The sequence below is a fragment of the Salinibacterium sp. PAMC 21357 genome (genome assembly GCF_000247645.1).
In the GTDB taxonomy this organism is placed as follows: domain Bacteria; phylum Actinomycetota; class Actinomycetes; order Actinomycetales; family Microbacteriaceae; genus Rhodoglobus.
Map to the genome: position 1 here is coordinate 18181 of NZ_AHWA01000006.1, position 17830 is coordinate 36010.

The following is a 17830-nucleotide window of genomic DNA, read 5'->3' on the forward strand; positions in this document are numbered from 1 at the left end:
CGGTCAAGTCCGTCATCACCCAAGGAGTCCCGTGTCTGGCACCAAAAAGCTTGTCATTGTCGAGTCGCCCACTAAGGCCAAGACGATAGCCAAGTACCTCGGTGACGGCTACGACGTGCTCTCCTCCGTTGGCCACATCCGCGATTTGGTCGAACCCCGCAACCTGCCGCCCGAACTCAAAAAAGGCTCCCTCGGCAAGTTCTCGGTCGACGTCGACAATGACTTCGAGCCCTACTACGTCGTCTCTGACGCCAAAAAGAAAACCGTCTCCGAACTCAAGAAAGCGCTCAGCGGAGCCAACGAGCTCTACCTCGCAACTGATGAGGACCGCGAAGGAGAAGCCATTGCCTGGCACCTCCTCCAAGTGCTGAAGCCCAAAGTTCCCGTCAAGCGCATGGTTTTTCACGAAATCACCGAAGACGCTATCGAAGCGGCCATTCAGAACACTCGCGATGTTGACACCGCTCTCGTCGATGCCCAAGAAACCCGCCGCATCCTCGATCGTCTCTACGGCTACGAAATCTCCCCAGTGCTCTGGCGCAAGGTCGGCCCCGGGCTCTCCGCCGGCCGCGTGCAGTCCGCCGCCACCCGTCTTGTCGTTGAGCGCGAGCGCGAGCGTCTCGCTTTCATCACCGCAAACTACTGGGATCTCATCGCCCAGCTCTCGCCCGACAGCGAAACCAACGGGTTCGAATCCAAGCTCGTGCGCCTCGACGGCAAGCGCGTTGCTGCCGGCCGTGACTTCGATGACCGCGGAATCCTCAAGGGTGAAGCCGTAGCCCTCGACGAGAAGGCCGCTCAAACGCTCGCAGACGCCCTGCGGATGCCGAGCACCACCATCACCGTAAAAACGGTCGAGACGAAGCCATACACGCGTCGCCCCGCAGCGCCCTTCACCACCTCAACGCTGCAGCAGGAGGCCGGCCGCAAGCTGCGCTACTCCGCTCGCCAGACCATGAGCGTTGCCCAGTCGCTGTACGAAAACGGTTACATCACCTATATGCGAACCGACTCCTCGTCGCTCTCGCAGCAGGCCATCACCGCCGCTCGCACCCAGGCCGTTGCGCTCTACGGTGCTGACGCCGTGCCGGACAAGCCTCGTGTCTACGCCAGCAAGAGCAAGAACGCCCAAGAGGCCCACGAAGCAATCCGCCCCTCCGGCGATACCTTCCGCACGCCGAGCGAACTGCAGTCCACGCTGCGCGGCAATGATTTCAAGCTTTATGAACTGATCTGGAAGCGCACCGTCGCCTCGCAGATGGCTGACGCTAAGGGTTCAACGGCATCCATCACGATCTCTGCCGGGGAAGCTCCCGTTGCTGAATTCTCGGCTAGTGGAACCATCATCACCTTCCGCGGCTTCATGCAGGCCTACGAAGAGGGCCAAGACGAAGAACGCAACGCCACCGCCGAGCCTAAAGAAGCGAAACTGCCTCCGCTGAAGGAAGGCCAGACGCTTACTCTGCTCGAGGTTGAAGCCAAGGGTCACGAGACCAGCCCGCCGCCGCGCTACACCGAAGCGAGCCTCGTCAAGAAGCTCGAAGAACTCGGTATCGGTCGCCCCTCGACGTACGCGTCGATCATCTCCACCATCATCGACCGCGGCTACATCACGCCGCGCGGCCAGGCACTCGTGCCCAATTGGATTGCGTTCTCCGTCATCCGTTTGCTCGAAGAGTACTTCGGTGATCTGGTGCAGTACGACTTCACCGCCGGTATGGAAGATGACCTTGACCGCATCGCTGGGGGAACCCAAAACCGCGTCGAATGGCTCAAATCGTTCTACTTCGGCGACGACAAATACCGCGGACTGCGCACCGTCATCGACAACCTTGGGAAATTGACGCCAAGGAAATCAACTCGATGAAGCTGTCGGATGACGTGACCCTGCGCATCGGAAAATACGGCCCCTACCTCGAGACGCCCAGTGACGATCCCGAGAAACCGCGCCGCGTCAACATTCCCGAAGCTCTCGCACCAGACGAGCTCACCCTCGCCAAGGCGATCGAATTGATCGAAGCGCCCGTCGTCGGCGACCGCGTCATCGGCGTGAACCCTGAAAATGGCAAAGAGATCGTCGCCAAGGATGGCCGCTTCGGTCCCTACGTGACGGAGCTTGAGCCAGAACCCGAGCCTGTGCCCGAGCCCGTCGAAGAAATCGATCCCAAGACCGGCGAAGTGAAGAAGGCGAAGAAGCCCAAGAAAGCTGCCGTCGTCAAGCCGCGCACGGCATCCATCTTCAAAACTATGGAACTCGACGCGATCGACCTCGACACCGCACTCAAGCTGCTCAGCCTGCCGCGCGTTGTTGGCCTCGATCCCGAAACTGAAGTCGAGATCACCGCGCAAAACGGGCGCTACGGCCCCTATCTCAAAAAGGGCGTCGAAACCCGTTCGTTGCCAAGCGAAGACCTCATCTTCGACATCGACATCGCCGGAGCCGTTGAACTTTACGCTCAGCCCAAGTACGGCAACCGCGCAGCATCCAGTGCTCTCAAAGAGTTCGACGCCGACCCCGTCAGCGAGAAGCCGATCAAGATCAAAGACGGCCGTTTTGGTGCGTACGTAACCGACGGCACCACCAACGCCACCATCCCGCGCGGCGAAACCGTCGAAGACGTCGACTTTGAGCGTGCCGTTCAGCTGCTCGCCGACAAGCGTGCCAAGGGGCCGGTCAAGCGCAAGACGGCCGCAAAGAAGCCAGCCGCAAAGAAGCCAGCCGCGAAGAAGCCTGCGGCGAAGAAGCCTGCTGCCAAGAAACCCGCAGCTAAGAAACCGGCCGCCAAAAAGCCGGCCGCGAAAACCGAAGCAGCCAAAACCACCGCAACGAAAACTGCAGCGACTAAGGCGACCACCGCGGCAAAAACCACGGCCGCGAAGAAGCCCGCAGTGAAGAAGCCGGCCGCACCAAAGCCCGCAGCTGCGCCTGTAGCCGAAGCAGAGTAACGTGCCCGGACTGTTCATCACGCTCGAGGGCGGCGACGGCGTAGGCAAAACCACCCAGTCGCAGCTGCTCGTGCAGTGGCTTGAAGAAGCTGGCCACACGGTGGTCGTTACCCGTGAACCCGGCGGCACCGACTTGGGCCTCGAGCTGCGGGAAATTGTGTTGCACCGTCGCGGCGAAATGGATCCCCGCGCGGAAGCGCTAATTTACGCGGCCGATCGAGCCCACCACATCGCGACTCTCGTGAAGCCGGCGCTTGAGCGCGGCGAAATCGTGGTTCAAGATCGCTACATTGACTCCTCAGAGGCTTACCAAGGCGCCGGGCGGGTGCTCGGTTCTGATGAAGTGCGCGACCTCTCGCTGTGGGCAGCCCAGAACCTGTTGCCTGATGTGACGGTGCTGCTCGATCTCGATCCCGTCGATAGCCGCAAGCGCCTCGATAGTGCGCGCACTCGCTATGATCGGCTCGAAGCAGAGAAGCACGACTTCCATGCTCGCGTTCGCGAAGCGTTCCTCGAACGGGCCGCACAAGAGCCCGATCGCATCCTGGTAGTGGATGCCGCACGCGACCGAGATGAGATCGCCACGGTGATCCGGGAGCGCATCCACAACCACCTCCCGCATCCCGCTTAGACTGAGCGCATGTCGTTGTGGGAGGGCCTAACCGGCCAAGCTGAGGCGATCGCCGTTCTTTCGGCCGCCGCGTCATCGTCGGCATTGGGCAGCAGTGGTGAATCGTCAATGACCCACTCGTGGCTCATCACTGGCCCGCCCGGTTCTGGCCGCTCAAACATTGCCTATGCCTTCGCTGCAGCGCTGCTCGGCACCCGGGGCGACGAGACCGAAGAGTCCGTATTCAGGCAGGTGATGGCTCGCACGCACCCCGATCTAGGAGTGCTCAGCACTGAACGCGTCATCATTTCCATTGATGAAGTACGCAAGCTCGTTTCTTCATCACAGTTTTCGCCATCGGTTGGCCACTACCGAGTCATGATCATCGAAGATGCCGACCGCATGGCCGAGCGCACCTCTAACGTGCTGCTCAAAGCGCTCGAAGAACCGCCACCGCGCACCGTCTGGATTCTGTGCGCCCCCAGCGAAGCAGACCTCATCCCCACGATTCGCTCGCGGGTGCGCAGCGTTCGACTCCGCACCCCCTCGATCGAGGATGTCGCTCAACTGCTGCACGACCGCGATGGCGTCGCCCCCGACATTGCTCTCCGCGCCGCTCGCGAAGCTCAAAGTCACATTGGCATGGCGCACCGTCTCGCCACCAATTCTGAAGCCCGGGAACGACGCGATCGCACCCTGACGACGGCTCTTGGCATCCGCTCCGTCTCTGAAGCCGTTATCGCGGCGACGACGCTGCTCGATCTTTCGAAGGCGGATGCCACAGCTCTCACGGAAGAGAAGGATGCCCAGGAGCGCGAATCTGCGCTGCGCTCGCTTGGCGTTGCTCCCGGCGGAACGATCCCGCCCGCTCTGCGCTCCCAGCTCAAAACGATGGAAGAAGACCAGAAACGTCGTGCAACTCGCGGACTGCGTGACGGTATCGACCGCATTATGGTTGACCTTCTTTCGCTCTATCGCGATATTTTGTTGACCCAAATTGGTGCCCCGGGAGAACTCATTAACCTCAGCATTCTCAACAACATCAACTCTGTTGCTGCGCGTACGACACCGGTGGCCACGCTTGCGATCATGGATGGCATCGCTGAAGCGCGCCGCCGTATCGAAAGCAACGTGTCACCGGCGTTAGCGCTCGAAGCGATGCTCATCAAGGTTGCGGCTTCGGGGCGCGGCGCATGAGCCGCCGCACCCGCACTGGCCTTGACTTCAGCAGCGACGCCACGCACGGCCGGGCCCGCCATCGTCTCGTCGGCGCGACTGCTGCCGCGCTTGCCGTTTCGCTCCTGCTGAGCGGTTGTGTTTCGTGGTTTATGCCGCCGGCATCCGACCTGACATCGACGCCTACTGGTGAGTCAGTTGCTCCCGGGCTTGAACGTTTTTATCAGCAGGAGCTTGCCTGGGCGACGTGTGGCGATTCCTTGCAGTGCGCTACTGCGATCGCGCCGATCGATTGGGAGAATCCCGAGGGCGACACTCTTGAGTTGGCGCTGGTGCGTCAGACGGCTCGGGGCAATGACAGCATCGGCTCGCTCTTGGTGAACCCGGGAGGCCCGGGCGGTTCCGGGTTCGATTTTATTAATGACAGCGTGGATTACGCCACCAGTGAGGCCCTGCAGTCCAAGTTTGATGTGGTCGGTTTTGACCCTCGTGGGGTGAATCGTTCGACGCCGGTGTCGTGTTATTCCGACCCTGCTGAGCTCGATGACTACATTTATGGAATCACTCCGGGGGAGAAGGGCAGCGATGAGTGGATTGCTGCGGCGACACAATCTTCTGCCCAATTTGCTGAGCGGTGCTTTGAGGAGACGGGCCCGCTGTTGGGGTTCGTGGATACTCCCAGCGCGGCGCGTGACCTCGACATGTTGCGGGCGGCCCTTGGCGATACGACGCTGAACTATTTGGGTTATTCCTACGGAACGTTGCTTGGCCAGGTCTATGCCGAAATCTTCCCTGAGAAGACGGGAAGGCTTGTGCTCGACGGTGCCGTTGACCCGGCGGCATCCGAATTTGAAGCGACTCAGGCGCAGGCGAAAGGTTTTGAAGGCGCATTGGATGCGTTCTTGGTTGATTGTGCCGGCGCAGGCGATTGCCCCTTTACTGGCTCGACCGAGCAATCGCGAGCCCTCATCCGCACACTCTTGGATCGCCTCGATAAGAGTCCTCTCACCAACGCTGACGGTCGTCAGCTGGGCAGCGCCACAATGTTTACCGCCATCATTTTGCCGTTGTACAGCCAAGACAATTGGGCTTATTTGCGTCAATTGTTCACCACGGTGCTGCAGGGTGACGCGAGCATTGCGTTCGATCTAGCCGATAGCTACAACGGCCGCGACGCCGATGGCACCTACCGTGAGAATCAGACCGAAGCGTTCATCGCGATCAATTGTTTGGATGCTCGTCAGCCGGCTGATAACGCCCGCATGCAGGAGCAGGCTGCTGCGCTTGCCATCGCCGCTCCTATTTTCGGGCCGCAGATGTCGTACGGCGATCCCGGCTGCGCAAACTGGCCGGTGGAGGCAAAGCGTGAACGGGTGGCAATTGCTGCGCCGGGTGCTGCTGACATGCTGGTGATTGGCACAACTAATGACCCGGCTACTCCTTATGAGTGGGCTGAGACGGTGGCCAAGAACTTGGATAGCGGACACCTCATCACGTACAACGGTGAGGGTCATACGGCGTACAACAAGTCGAATGCCTGTGTGAACTCGGTTGTTGAGGACTTTTTGTTGAAGGGCGTGGTTCCGGCCACCGACCCTGACTGCTAACCGCTAAGCTCGGGGCCGTGAACTCGACCAGCACTGCCCCCGCCTTTCGCGCTCGCAGATTGGCCCTTGTGGTTCCTGCGTTCGCTCTGACGCTGCTGCTGAGTGGGTGTTCGGGCATCTTGCAGTTGCTTGCTGATCGTTCCGAACCGACCGGCGAGACCGTATCTGCGGAGTTGGCTCCGTACTACGAGCAGGTGCTCCGGTGGGTTGACTGCGGTGAGGGCGCTCAATGCGCGACCGCAACGGCTCCGATGGATTGGGCGAACCCGACTCCGGAGACCGATATTGAGTTGGCTTTGGCGCGTCATAAGGCGACCGGTGAGAGCTTGGGCTCGCTGTTTGTGAATCCTGGTGGGCCGGGCGCTTCCGGTTACGACCTCATCCATGATGACGTCGATTTTGCGGTCAGCGCGACGCTGCGCGAGAACTACGACGTGATTGGCTGGGACCCTCGCGGAGTTGGTCGTTCGACTCCGGTGACGTGTCTCGACGATGAGGGCCTCGATGAGTTCATTTTCGGAATTCCCGAGGCTGAGGTGGGCAGTGATGCGTGGCTTGCCGAGAGCGAAGATGCGGCGATCAACTTCGGTCAGGCGTGTTTCGAGAACACCGGGCCAATTCTGCAGTTCATCGATACGCAGAGCACGGTGCACGACCTCGACATGTTGCGGGCGATTGTTGGTGACGAGAAGCTGCAATATTTGGGCTACTCGTATGGCAGCGATATTGGTTCCTATTACATCGAAAACTTCCCTCAGAATGTCGGTCGAATCGTGCTCGATGGCGCTACCGATTCATCGATTTCTGTGTTTGAGGTTGGACTTGTACAGACGGCAGGGTTCCAACGTGCTCTCGAAAACTATTTAGCGGCGTGCCCCACTTCGTTCGATGATTGTCCGTTCGTTGGTGGGGTGGATGCCGCGCTGGCGACTATCCGCGGACTTTACGATCGCTACGACGCGAACCCGGTGGCCGCTCCGGATGGCCGAATGATGGATGCCGGTGTGATCGACATCGCCATGAGCATGGCCCTGTATTCTGAGGACTCGTGGCCTTTCTTGAACGACCTCTTCTCAGAGGCTGCTCGCGGCGAAACCGACACCGCGTTCTTCTTGGCCGATTTTTATTACAGCCGAGATGTTGATGGCACCTACACCGACAATTCGCTCGAGGCATTCATCGCAATCTACTGTGTCGACTACCCGGTAGAGACAGATCCTGCCGTGTTGATTAGCCAGCAGGAGTTGATGCGCCAAGCATCGCCGGCGACCTATCGCGACTTTCCTCCCACCCCCGATTTCACGTGTCTGAACTGGCCCTACAAGTACATTGGTCCGGGCATCACCGAGCTCACGGGGGAGGGTGCGCCACCGGTGCTCATTGTCTCGACGACGGGCGATCCGGCAACCCCCTACGAGTGGGGTGTCGCGTTGAGCAACCAATTGCAGAGTGCGCAACTCATCACCTACAACGGTGAGGGACATACGGCGTACAACGGCGGCGTCGCCTGTATCGACAGCGCGGTCGATGACTATTTCGTCACAGGAACGGTGCCCGATGCTGATCCAGACTGTTCTGCTTAGCGGCCAGTTCCCCGAGGCGGCTATGACGCCCCGAAACTTCGGCTAAGCTATCTTGCTGTGCCTCATGAAAATGCGGCCGGCCGCCTTAGCTCAGTTGGTAGAGCATCTCACTCGTAATGAGAAGGTCGTCAGTTCGATTCTGACAGGCGGCTCTGTTGCACAATTGTGCGAAGAAAGGGCCGGAGAAATCCGGTCTTTTTTTCGTGTCACGGGCGCCATTCGTGGCCTCGCGGTTAGCTCCCATGCCAACCGCTTAAACTAGGGTCATGAAGTACCGCAACGAGCCGATCTATACCGCAGCGATTGGCGCCGGTCGTGCCATGTTCGGTGCTCTCCGAGTGCGCCGCACCGTAATCGGTGCGCACAATCTCCCCGATGTGGGCGGGGCCGTTATCGCCATGACCCATTTCGGGTATCTGGAGTTTGCCCTTGTCGAGTGGGCGACGTGGCTGCACAATCACCGCCGCATCCGTTTCATGGCAAAGAAGAGCGTCTTCGACAAAAAGGTCGTGGGCTCACTGATGCGCAATATGAAGCACATCCCGGTCGATATGAAGGCCGGAGCTAGCGCTTATGCGTCCGCCGTCACAGCTCTTCGTGCGGGCGAACTGATCGGGGTGTTTCCCGAGGCCGGCGTGAGCGCGTCATTCACGATTCGTGATTTCAAGACGGGAGCCGTGCGTTTGGCGGCCGAAGCTGGCGTGCCCGTCATTCCGCTGGCGGTTTGGGGCGGCCAACGCCTCATGACCAAGAATCGAAAGATCTCGTTGCGCGAGCGCAGCGGGGTTCCCATTGTGATGGTTGTCGGCGAGCCGATCACAGTGGCAGTGGCCGACGATGTTGTGGTGGCGACGGCGCGGCTGAAGGCGGTCATGGAGGGCCTCCTCGCGACCGCGCAGAAGGCTTACCCGCTCACTGGTATCGGTCAGTGGTGGCAACCACGTCGGCTCGGCGGCACAGCGCCCACGCCGGAAGAAGCGGCGGCAGCTGACGCCGAACGTGAGTTGCGACGGGCTCAAGAATCTCACGAGCTCGAATAGAAACGTCCTGTTGGCGGGCACTCTTGCACGAGCGATGATTCGACAGAAGAATCGTTTTCGGATTATCCGGTTACGATTGGGGCAACCACAGATGCAAGGCTCGCTTGAGCCACTGACCTGAAATTCGCCCTCTCATGATCAAAGAGTTGTCCGAAGAGACACCTGTCGAGAACTATCGGCGTGAGGCCGCTGACGAGCTCGACGGTATCGCGGTGGCGCAGACGCCGGTTTCGAAGACTGCGCCAGAGAGCATCATTCGGAGATTGATTTCTGCACCGATGGTGCGCGCCCAAGTGGCGGCCGGAGAACGGCGCACTGGGGAGCTTCCCCGCCCGACGGATCACCCGAGCGGGCACGCTCGAGGCCCCAATAGCCACCGGGTGCTGCTTGTTGGATCTGGACCAGCGGTTGGCTGGGGCGTCGCTAGTCATGAACTTGGGCTGCCCGGCGCTCTCGCTCGCGCTCTATCGACGCTTACCGGCTTTGGCTACCTGGTCGATGTCATTGCCGAGCCGAGCATGGATGCTTCCACTGTTCTTCGCGCGCTGTCGTCGGCAGCCCCCGATCGTTACGACGCCGTCGTCATCACTATCGGGGTCAACGACGCACTGTCGTTGACGCCCCTGGATGTGTGGACTGAGAGAGTCCACGAACTCATCACCGGTTTCTTGGGTACCTTCCCGTCAGATGCTCCGCTCTTTCTGGTGGGGATTCAGCCGATCGAGTCCATCCCTGTATTCAACTCCCGGGTGAGTGCCGCAGCCGATGAGCACGTACTGCGACTCAACCAAGCGACGCACACGTTGACCTCGCTCTCTGACCGCACAATATTCCTCCCTTTGCACGCGGGTTCGCCGCCGCCGGGTGTCCGCTACCGAACGCGTCGTGAGTACACGGAGTGGGCATCGCAGCTTGCACCTAAAATGGTGCCGCACATTTCTGCTGAGCCACATGATGCGCGCGAGGGCGACACCCCGACTTCCGAGGGCGAAGCGCGTCGACAGTTGGCGGAAAGTGTTCGTGCGGCGGCAGCACTCGATAGCGAATTGGTTCTGCACCTCAATGGGATCGCGGTGCAAGCAAGAAGCGCATTCCGCACCCAGAATGCGCTCATCGCCCTCCTCGGCCCGGATGCGCTCTGGAACTTAGCCGAAACGGGGCCCAGTCTGGGGGAGGTGCCGCGTCAGCTCTCTTTGTGTGCAACCACGATTCAGAGCGGAAACGCCCTCGTGGTTCGCGACACACTCGCCGATCCACGTTTCTGCGATAACCCGTTGGTCACCGGTGGCCCGCAAATCCGCTTCTACGCTGGCTTTCCGATCGAGGCCCCGTCGGGTGTTCGCATTGGCGCGCTGTGCGTTGTTGATATCCAACCGCGTCGGCAATCAGATGATGTCAACGAGCCATTGTTGAGGGAGCTTGCGCTGAAAGCTCAACGAGAACTCTGGCGGCACCTGCACGAATAGTGACCTGCGCGATCAGCAACCGCGTTGGTAGCCAGCTGAGCGTGCGCGCCCCCGGTCACCGCTCTCGTGTCGCGTCAGCTAGTAGTTCCACGACGTGACGGTAGTCGCTGCCGGTGGCCCGGGTCATTCCGAGTTCGCAGGTGCGGTTGCAGCTCGCATGCGTCGTTGCCCCGGCAGCGCGCACCTCGGCGGCCTGAACAGCGGTCGCTGATTCGGTGAGTTCGGGATGCAGCATCCCGCGGTCACCAGCGAATGCGCAGCACCCCCAGCTCTCGGGAATCATTACCTCCTCCGCGACCGTATGCGCGATCGCGCTGAGCTTATCGTTGAGCCCCAAGCGAGTGGACGAGCACGTCGGGTGCAGCGCGAGCGAATCGATGCGTTCGTAGGCGGGCCCTGACAGCCGTGTCGGCAGCGCCGGGATGATCCGGTCGGCCACGAACTCAATTACATCGATAACGTGAAGCGGCCGCGCGCCACGACTCGTCGGCGCCGGGTCATTCTCGATCGTGTGCAGCAGGCCTTCGGTGCACGATGAGGCGTCACAAATGATCGGGAGTTGCCCATCTCGAGTGGCCGTGCGCAGGCTTGCGAGCACGCGGTCGTGCATGATCGCTGCGCCGTCGGGCAAACCTTTCGACGACCATGGGGTTCCGCAGCACAGTGAATCTATGTCTTCCGGCACCAACACCGTAACCCCGGCGCGCTCGCAGAGTTGCTCGAAGCTGACCTGCACGCCCGGCCCGCGGGTGCCATCCGCACGCGGGGCGGGGCCGAACATGGCGTTCACGCAGGCGGGGACATAAACGGCTTCGACCTCCGTGGATGAATCGGGTGCGGGTCGAGCGCGTCGAGTTCCGCCGCCGGGTAACTCGGGCGACCAGAGAGGCAGCACGTCGTCGCCGAGCACCACACGCCCGAGGTTGTTGGGCGCGGTAACGAGGGCTGCCGGAAGCTTCTCGGTGATCGAGAGTGCTGCGCCCGCTATCGCCGTCGTTGTGTCCCAGTGCGCCGCGGCGGTCTTCCAGACCTTTTTCTCGACCGCGGAATGTTCCGTGGTGCGCAGTCGTCGAACTAGATCACCGGTGTTGATGAGCACCGGGCAGGCGGTCTGGCACATGCCGTCAACGGCGCACGTTTGCACGCCTTCGTATTCGTAGTCCTTCTCGAGTTCAGCGGCGAGAGCGCCATCACCATCGGCGTGAGCGGTCGCGATGGCGCGCTTCACCACAATGCGTTGGCGTGGAGTCAGCGTCAGGTCGCGGCTGGGGCACACTGGTTCGCAATAGCCGCACTCCACACAGCGGTCGGCCTCGGCCTCAATCGTCGGAGTCGTCTTGATATTTTTGAGGTGCACCTTCGGGTCTTCGGTGATGATGACGCCAGGGTTGAGCATCCCACTGGGGTCAAACAGCGCTTTCACTTCGCGCATGACGCCATACAACTCGTCACCGTATTGGCGCCGCACGTACGGTGCCATTACCCGCCCCGTGCCGTGCTCGGCCTTGAGCGATCCGCCCTCACCGAGCACGAGATTAACCATGTCTTCGGTGAACGCCTCATAGCGGTCGAGCCCGGCACCTTCGAAGAGGTCGGTGAGCATGAAGTGGATGTTGCCATCCTTCGCGTGGCCAAAAATCACACTATTCTCGTAGCCGTACCGGTCGAAGAGCTCGATCAGCTGGGTGCTAGTGCGCGCCAACGATTCCACCGGAACCACCACATCTTCGAGCAACGCGGTGGTGCCAGAAGGGCGAGCGCCGGCAACAGTGGCATAGAGACCCTTGCGCAGGTGCCACAGTGAGGAACGCGTCGCCGCATCGCGGAAAAGTACCGCGGGCGAGCTCACTTTCAGGCGGTCGAGAACGCGGGTTGCTCGTGTTTGTTGCTCGGCCAGTTGCTCGACAGTGCCCGCTTGGTACTCCACGAGCAGGGCGGCATGGTGGTCGACGGCGAGGTCGCGAATGAGCGGATGCGCGTCAGCTTCTCCCTTGCCAACGCGCAGTGATTGGGCATCCATAAGCTCAATGGCCGCAGCACCAGTGGCGACGATGTCGGGCAGTGCCTCATTTGCGGCGAGCAGGCTATCGAAGATTACGAGCCCGGTCGCGGCTTGGGGCAGCAGCGGGAGGGTGCGAAAGACGGCTTCGGCCACGAACCCGAGGGTGCCTTCGGAGCCGATAACGAGGTGGGCGAGCAGAGCCGCGGGCTCGTCGTGATCGAGGAAGGAATTGAGGCCGTAGCCCATGGTGTTTTTCATGGAGAACTGGTGCTCGATGATGTTCACCGAGGTCGGGTTGGCGCGCACTCGGTCGCGAAGGCGCAGCAAGCCATCGAAGAGTTCTGGTTCATCGTGGCGAAGCTTCTGGTTGGCTTCGGCCGCCGCGGTGTCGATAACGGTGCCACTCGTGAGAACCAAGGTCAGTGACTCGAGAGTCGTGTAGGTATTGCCGGTGATGCCGCACGCCATCCCTGAGGAATTGTTGGCAACAACTCCGCCAATTGTGCAGGCAGATTCACTTGCCGGGTCTGGGCCAAGTTTGCGGCCGTGACGCGCGAGCGCCCCGTTGACTTGACGAACTGTTGCCCCTGGCTGCACTCGCACGCGCATCCCGTCATCCTCGATCGTGATGCCGCGGAAGTTGCGGCGCACATCCACGAGAACTCCATCGGTGAGGGCTTGACCGCTCAGACTGGTGCCGCCCGACCGCAGAGTGACCGGCTTCCTGTTACGAGCCCCAACGTGCAGCAGGCGCCCAACTTCGGCGGCATCCTGGGCAATAACAAGAGTTTGCGGAATAAGGAGAAAGTGCGAGGCGTCGTGCGCGTTGGCATGCAGGTCGATTGCTCGCGTGCTGAGGCGTCCGGCGTCGGTGAGCACGGCGGCAAACTGGTCGATAACTGACGGCTGCATGAGGCTCCCATCGATCGCGGATGAGCGATTGTCGGACAAGTCTACATTGCTGGCAAGTGGACCGAAAAGGTAAGCTTCAGCCGGGAGGAACAAGATGGCTCGAACGATTACGGCGGTGTCTGTTGTGGACGCCCTCGCCGACGACGTGCGACGGCGCTTGTTTTCCGGCGAATTGCCTAGTGGCACCCCGGTGACCGAATCCCTTCTCGCTGAGGACTACAACGTTGCTCGATCGACCTCAAAAGCGGCCATCGAGAAACTCACCACGGAAGGCCTTTTGGAACGTGGCGCCCACAAAAGCGCCCGTGTGCCCGTGCTCAGCATCGAGGATGTGCGCGATATCTATCGCACGCGATTGCGCCTCGAAAGCTCCGCCTTGCGCGAACTTGCCGCCGAACATCGAGTGCCCGCTGCCGCGACCGCAGCAAACGAGAGAGTGCGTCAAGCAGGGGCGACGATTGCCGCCGGCGGATCGATCGCCGCAGTCGAACCAGACATGCAGTTTCACGCCTCCCTTATCGAAGCAATCGGCAGCCCGCGGGTAGAGCACATGTACCGTTCGCTCGTCGATGAAGTGCGGTTGTGCATGGCGCAAGTTCAGGGCCGAAGCCTGCTGAGCGTCGAACGAATCGCGGCCGAACATCAAGAGATTCTTGAACACCTTGACGCAGGAAACGCTGAAGCTGCTGTTGCCTGCCTCGATGGCCACCTTGAACGGGCACGAGAACGACTCGTCGAGGCGATTCGCGCTTAGGGTCGAACGCTCGACGGCAACGTCAACCCCCGGCAGTCCACGCCACCTCCCCGCCTCGCAGGCTGGGCAAGTTTCGGGCTACGCAGGTGTCCCCCAAACTGAGGATAGACCCGTCACCCACACCCCCCATTAACGGGTATTTCCGCATGTTTCCGGTGTTTTTCCCTTGTGAATCTATGAATTGGCACCTAGTTTTGGGCTTAGGAAGCAGAGGGGTCTGCTTCTAATTATTCGTCTGGGGGACGATTTTCATGGGGAGAGTTCCGTTCTTAACGGCAGCATTCACTGTTGTACTTGTAGGAGTAGTTCCATTCGTCGGGGGAGGCGGACCGGGTCTTACCGACATCGCAACCGCAAACTCGGCGGCACGTTCACCGCTGTTCGCCTCGACGGCCACAGGCCCGATCGAACAGTCGCCGACCGCCGTGGCAATCGCCAGCATCGAACGCGTCACTGAAGAGTCGATGGCGGCAGCGCGTGCGGCAGAAGCTAAAGCGCTGACTATTGATTCCGAACACTTGGCACAGAAGGTTGTGCCGAAACCGGTCGTCGTAGTGGCGCCCGTGAGCAGCGCCGCTGGCACTAGGTCCTACGTAGCCCAAACGCGTGCAGCGTACGCGGCAGCGGGACAGTCGTGCCCGGGCAACGTCGGTGGTGGCGTCGCTGGCGCACCGAGCCGCAGCTCATCGCAGGGCGTAGCCGGAACTACCTCTGGCGACCTCTCGTCTTTCGCTTACGCTTACAACTCGATCCGCGTCGCTAACTGCTTGCAGCCGATTCCGCTGTCGAACTTCCGTTACGACTCGTGCATGGAGGAACGTCTCTTCTGGATGGCGGAGTCGCCAAGTACGAACCCTCTCGATGCGTGGGGCCACAACGGCACCACTCGCGAAGATGGCGTTCCGGCCCGCGGTTGCGATGGAAACCTCGCCGGTGGTTCAGGTAACAGCGGAGCAACAGTCGCATCCAAATGGTGGGACTCGAGCTCACATCGCGCCTCGCTCTACCGCCCTGGTGTCAGCACCGCCGGTGCGTGCATCGCCTTCGCCATGACTCACGGCGGAATCGATGAGCCGTACAGCTTCACTCGTTCGGCAGCACGTTGGACGTGGTGCTAGGCCAAGGAGTACAGGCCGATTCGGGCATCCGGGTACTATAACCGGGTGACTGAATCAGCTAGCAGTGAGCCAGAAGCGCGAGGAGGAATCCGAGCGCTCTACGCCAATCACCCCACAGCCTTCACCGTGGTGGTAGCGATTGTAGTTTTTGTACTGCTCGGAGTTGGAGCAGTATTCGCCGGAATTTCGGTTGGCTCCGCCAGCTCGGCAGATGATGTCACCCCAGACGAAGTCACTGCAGAGAAGCGGAGCCAACCGGATGTTACACCGGCCGGGGCATCCGTGCGCACTTGTTCGGTAGAAAATTTTGCTTCTGTCGCCACTTTCCCTTCGCTAGCGGGCGTGATTACGGATGTTGGCACAGGTGAAGTGCTCTGGAACCGTGCAGCCGAGACGGCAGCAAGCCCGGCGCACATTGTCACGGCGTTGACCGGAGCGGCTGCCCTGCAGGCCCTTGGTCCCGAGACTCGCATCAGCACGACCGTTGTTGATGGCTCTACGCCTGGCTCGATTGTTTTGGTCGGCGGCGGGGATCCCACGCTCGCGACAACTAATGCGTCGTTCTATCGTGACGCTCCACAAATTTCTTCTCTCGCCTCGCAGGCGATGTCGCGCTATGAAGACCTTCACCCCGGCGTGCCCATTACCAATATCGTGTTGGATTCAACGCTCTGGGATGCGAGCGATGCGTGGGATTCGAATTGGCCGGAACGGGAACGGACTGGCGGTTACCACGCGTCCGTCACCGCTCTGATGGTGAACGGCGATCGGGCTGACCCGACGACCGCGATTAGCCCGCGCGGCACTGATCCGGTTCAATCTGCGGGGGAGGCGTTCGCGCAGGCTGCCGGGCTGCCGGCAGTGAGCTTCACGAAGGGTGCAGCCGTCGGCAGCACAGTCTTGGCTGAAGTTAAGTCGCAAACGGTGAGTGTTCTGGTGGAGCAAATGTTGCTCAGTGCCGATGACTCATTGGCCGAAGCTTTGGCGCGGCTCGTGTCGAAGAAGCTCAACCTTGACGGATCTGCTGCGTCTCTCGCTCAAGCAATTCCGAGTGCCTTGACCGACGCGGGCCTCGCCGAAGCGTCAGCGATTACCATCACCGATGGCTCAGGCTTGAGCCCCAAGAACCAGATTCCGCCGCTGTTCGTTTCACAGTTCATGGCGGAGGGGGCGACGGGTACTGGCGCGATTGCGGCCGTCTTCGCGATGCTTCCTATTGGCGGTGTAAGCGGGGATCTGTACGACCGTTTTGTGGGGGATGCTGCCGTGGCATCCGGCCAGGTCGTGGCAAAGTCGGGGTGGACGAGCCTAGAACACTCGCTTGGCGGGGTAGTGACTGCTAGCGATGGCACCCAACTTGCCTTTGCGTTTTATGCAATTGGCGAAGGAATTTCTCGAGACGCCCGTGCGGCCCTCGATAACCTCACCGCCGGTGTCTATGCCTGCGGCAACAATCTCTCCAACTACTAGCCTGCGCGACCTACACTTGAACAGTGGTTGCTGCGCTGTTCATTATTGACGTTCAAAACGACTTCACCGAGGGCGGGGCTCTCGGGGTTGCGGGTGGTGCTGCCGTTGCGGCCAACATCACCACATTCTTGTTGGTAAATGCCGAACGTTATGGTGTGATCATCGCGTCTCGCGATTGGCATGACGCCGACAACGACAATGGCGGTCACTTCGCTTCGGATGCCGAGCCCAACTTTGTGGACACCTGGCCAGTCCATTGTGTGGCCGGCACCGTTGGCGCCGAATATCACGCAGCCCTTAACACTGAGCAAGTCACTGTGCATGTTCGCAAGGGCCAAGGTGTGCCCGCCTATTCAATTTTCGAGGGCGTCACTGATGAGGGCGAGACTGTTTCGGCGCTGCTCGACCGCCTTGGAGTAGACAGTATCGATGTTGCGGGAATCGCTACCGACTATTGCGTGCTCGCGTCGGCGATGGATGCTTTAACAGCGGGTCGTGAGGTCACGGTGCTCACCGATTTGACGGCGGGTGTTGCGCCCGAATCGAGTGCGGCAGCTTTGATCACGATGAAAGACGCGGGCATCATGCTGGCGCCCGACAATGCCTGAACAAGACGAGCTGAAACTTCCGGGTTTTATCGCCGAGTCTGAGGTGCTTCCTGCAGCCAAGAACTTGGGATTGCGGTTGCTGGCGTTGCTGATCGGGTTGGGGCTTCTCCTTGGCCTCGCTGTTGCTGGCGGAACAGCTATGCTCACGACAATCTGGCCGACTGGGGATGGTTTGTGCGATGCCACCGCGGCGCCGTGCAGCGATGTCACGATTGAACAGATAGCGGCATTCTCGGCGATCGACCTGCCGTCGACGGCCGAGGTTGAGGATGCGCAGTATGCGCGGGTTGAAAATACGGGACTGCTGTACGCGACGGTGATTGTGGCTGCGGGTGACCCCGACCCTTTGCGCAGCGGCGGTAGCTACCGGGTTTCTCCGTCGTTGTCGTGGGCATCCGAGGTTGATGTGTTGATGCTCGACAATCTGGTGCTCTATGAAGGGGTCGAATCCGTCACCGGGCCAGGGTTCGAGGCCGCCAGTGGCCAGCGCGCCGATGGGCGCACCGTCATTTTTATTCGCGTTACTCGGGCAATTTAG

The 17830-nt window shown here is 60.7% G+C and carries 12 protein-coding genes, 1 tRNA gene and 1 pseudogene; 13 read left to right on the plus strand and 1 reads right to left on the minus strand.

Features of this window, described 5'->3' with window-relative positions; translation table 11 throughout:
* Positions 1-31 precede the first annotated feature (31 nt).
* From topA to ON14_RS12770, 8 genes and pseudogenes are all read left to right on the plus strand, one after another.
* Positions 32-2946: pseudogene (gene topA / locus ON14_RS12735) on the plus strand (type I DNA topoisomerase).
* A gap of 1 nt (position 2947) precedes the next feature.
* Positions 2948-3577, plus strand: coding sequence for a dTMP kinase (gene tmk / locus ON14_RS12740; RefSeq protein WP_010205666.1), 630 nt, complete (start codon positions 2948-2950; stop codon positions 3575-3577).
* A 9-nt stretch (positions 3578-3586) separates the two neighbouring features.
* On the plus strand, positions 3587-4753 hold the full coding sequence (locus tag ON14_RS12745; protein ID WP_010205667.1) for a DNA polymerase III subunit delta': 1167 nt from the start codon (positions 3587-3589) through the stop codon (positions 4751-4753).
* A complete protein-coding gene (locus tag ON14_RS12750) occupies positions 4750-6339 on the plus strand; it encodes an alpha/beta hydrolase (protein WP_010205669.1) in 1590 nt (529 codons plus the stop codon). The genes ON14_RS12745 and ON14_RS12750 overlap by 4 nt, the downstream gene beginning before the upstream one ends.
* 17 nt (positions 6340-6356) lie before the next feature.
* Positions 6357-7922 carry an alpha/beta hydrolase gene (locus tag ON14_RS12755; protein WP_010205670.1) on the plus strand — a complete coding sequence of 522 codons (1566 nt, stop codon included), beginning with the start codon at positions 6357-6359 and terminating at the stop codon, positions 7920-7922.
* Positions 7923-8001: 79 nt separating this feature from the next.
* Positions 8002-8074 (plus strand) — tRNA-Thr (locus ON14_RS12760).
* Between the two features lie 114 nt (positions 8075-8188).
* Complete coding sequence (locus ON14_RS12765; protein ID WP_010205672.1) at positions 8189-8962, plus strand: lysophospholipid acyltransferase family protein; 774 nt, start codon at positions 8189-8191, stop codon at positions 8960-8962.
* Positions 8963-9096: 134 nt separating this feature from the next.
* Positions 9097-10428: a GAF domain-containing protein gene (locus ON14_RS12770; protein ID WP_010205675.1), complete on the plus strand. Its 1332-nt coding sequence runs from the start codon at positions 9097-9099 to the stop codon at positions 10426-10428.
* A gap of 55 nt (positions 10429-10483) precedes the next feature.
* On the opposite strand, the gene ON14_RS12775 is transcribed toward ON14_RS12770, so the two are convergent.
* Positions 10484-13342, minus strand: a complete 2859-nt coding sequence (locus tag ON14_RS12775; protein ID WP_026037731.1) for an FAD-binding and (Fe-S)-binding domain-containing protein — start codon at positions 13340-13342, stop codon at positions 10484-10486.
* Positions 13343-13436: 94 nt separating this feature from the next.
* On the opposite strand from ON14_RS12775, the gene ON14_RS12780 reads away from it, so the two are divergent.
* The 5 genes from ON14_RS12780 (at position 13437) to ON14_RS12800 (ending at position 17830) form a co-directional block, all read left to right on the plus strand.
* Positions 13437-14096, plus strand: coding sequence for a GntR family transcriptional regulator (locus ON14_RS12780; protein WP_010205677.1), 660 nt, complete (start codon positions 13437-13439; stop codon positions 14094-14096).
* A 251-nt stretch (positions 14097-14347) separates the two neighbouring features.
* Positions 14348-15214 (plus strand): hypothetical protein, encoded by an 867-nt coding sequence (locus ON14_RS12785; protein WP_010205678.1) that lies wholly within the window; start codon positions 14348-14350, stop codon positions 15212-15214.
* Positions 15215-15259: 45 nt separating this feature from the next.
* Complete coding sequence (locus tag ON14_RS12790; RefSeq protein WP_010205680.1) at positions 15260-16684, plus strand: D-alanyl-D-alanine carboxypeptidase/D-alanyl-D-alanine-endopeptidase; 1425 nt, start codon at positions 15260-15262, stop codon at positions 16682-16684.
* Positions 16685-16707: 23 nt separating this feature from the next.
* Positions 16708-17292 carry an isochorismatase family protein gene (locus ON14_RS12795; protein WP_010205683.1) on the plus strand — a complete coding sequence of 195 codons (585 nt, stop codon included), beginning with the start codon at positions 16708-16710 and terminating at the stop codon, positions 17290-17292.
* Positions 17285-17830 (plus strand): hypothetical protein, encoded by a 546-nt coding sequence (locus tag ON14_RS12800; RefSeq protein WP_010205685.1) that lies wholly within the window; start codon positions 17285-17287, stop codon positions 17828-17830. The genes ON14_RS12795 and ON14_RS12800 overlap by 8 nt, the downstream gene beginning before the upstream one ends.

Coding starts and splice junctions, on each gene's coding strand:
- ON14_RS12745 (WP_010205667.1), top strand. CDS start 3,587: ATGTCGTTGTGGGAGGGCCTAACCGGCCAAGCTGAGGCGATCGCCGTT.
- ON14_RS12750 (WP_010205669.1), top strand. CDS start 4,750: ATGAGCCGCCGCACCCGCACTGGCCTTGACTTCAGCAGCGACGCCACG.
- ON14_RS12765 (WP_010205672.1), top strand. CDS start 8,189: ATGAAGTACCGCAACGAGCCGATCTATACCGCAGCGATTGGCGCCGGT.
- ON14_RS12770 (WP_010205675.1), top strand. CDS start 9,097: ATGATCAAAGAGTTGTCCGAAGAGACACCTGTCGAGAACTATCGGCGT.
- ON14_RS12775 (WP_026037731.1), bottom strand. CDS start 13,342: ATGCAGCCGTCAGTTATCGACCAGTTTGCCGCCGTGCTCACCGACGCC.
- ON14_RS12780 (WP_010205677.1), top strand. CDS start 13,437: ATGGCTCGAACGATTACGGCGGTGTCTGTTGTGGACGCCCTCGCCGAC.
- ON14_RS12785 (WP_010205678.1), top strand. CDS start 14,348: ATGGGGAGAGTTCCGTTCTTAACGGCAGCATTCACTGTTGTACTTGTA.
- ON14_RS12800 (WP_010205685.1), top strand. CDS start 17,285: ATGCCTGAACAAGACGAGCTGAAACTTCCGGGTTTTATCGCCGAGTCT.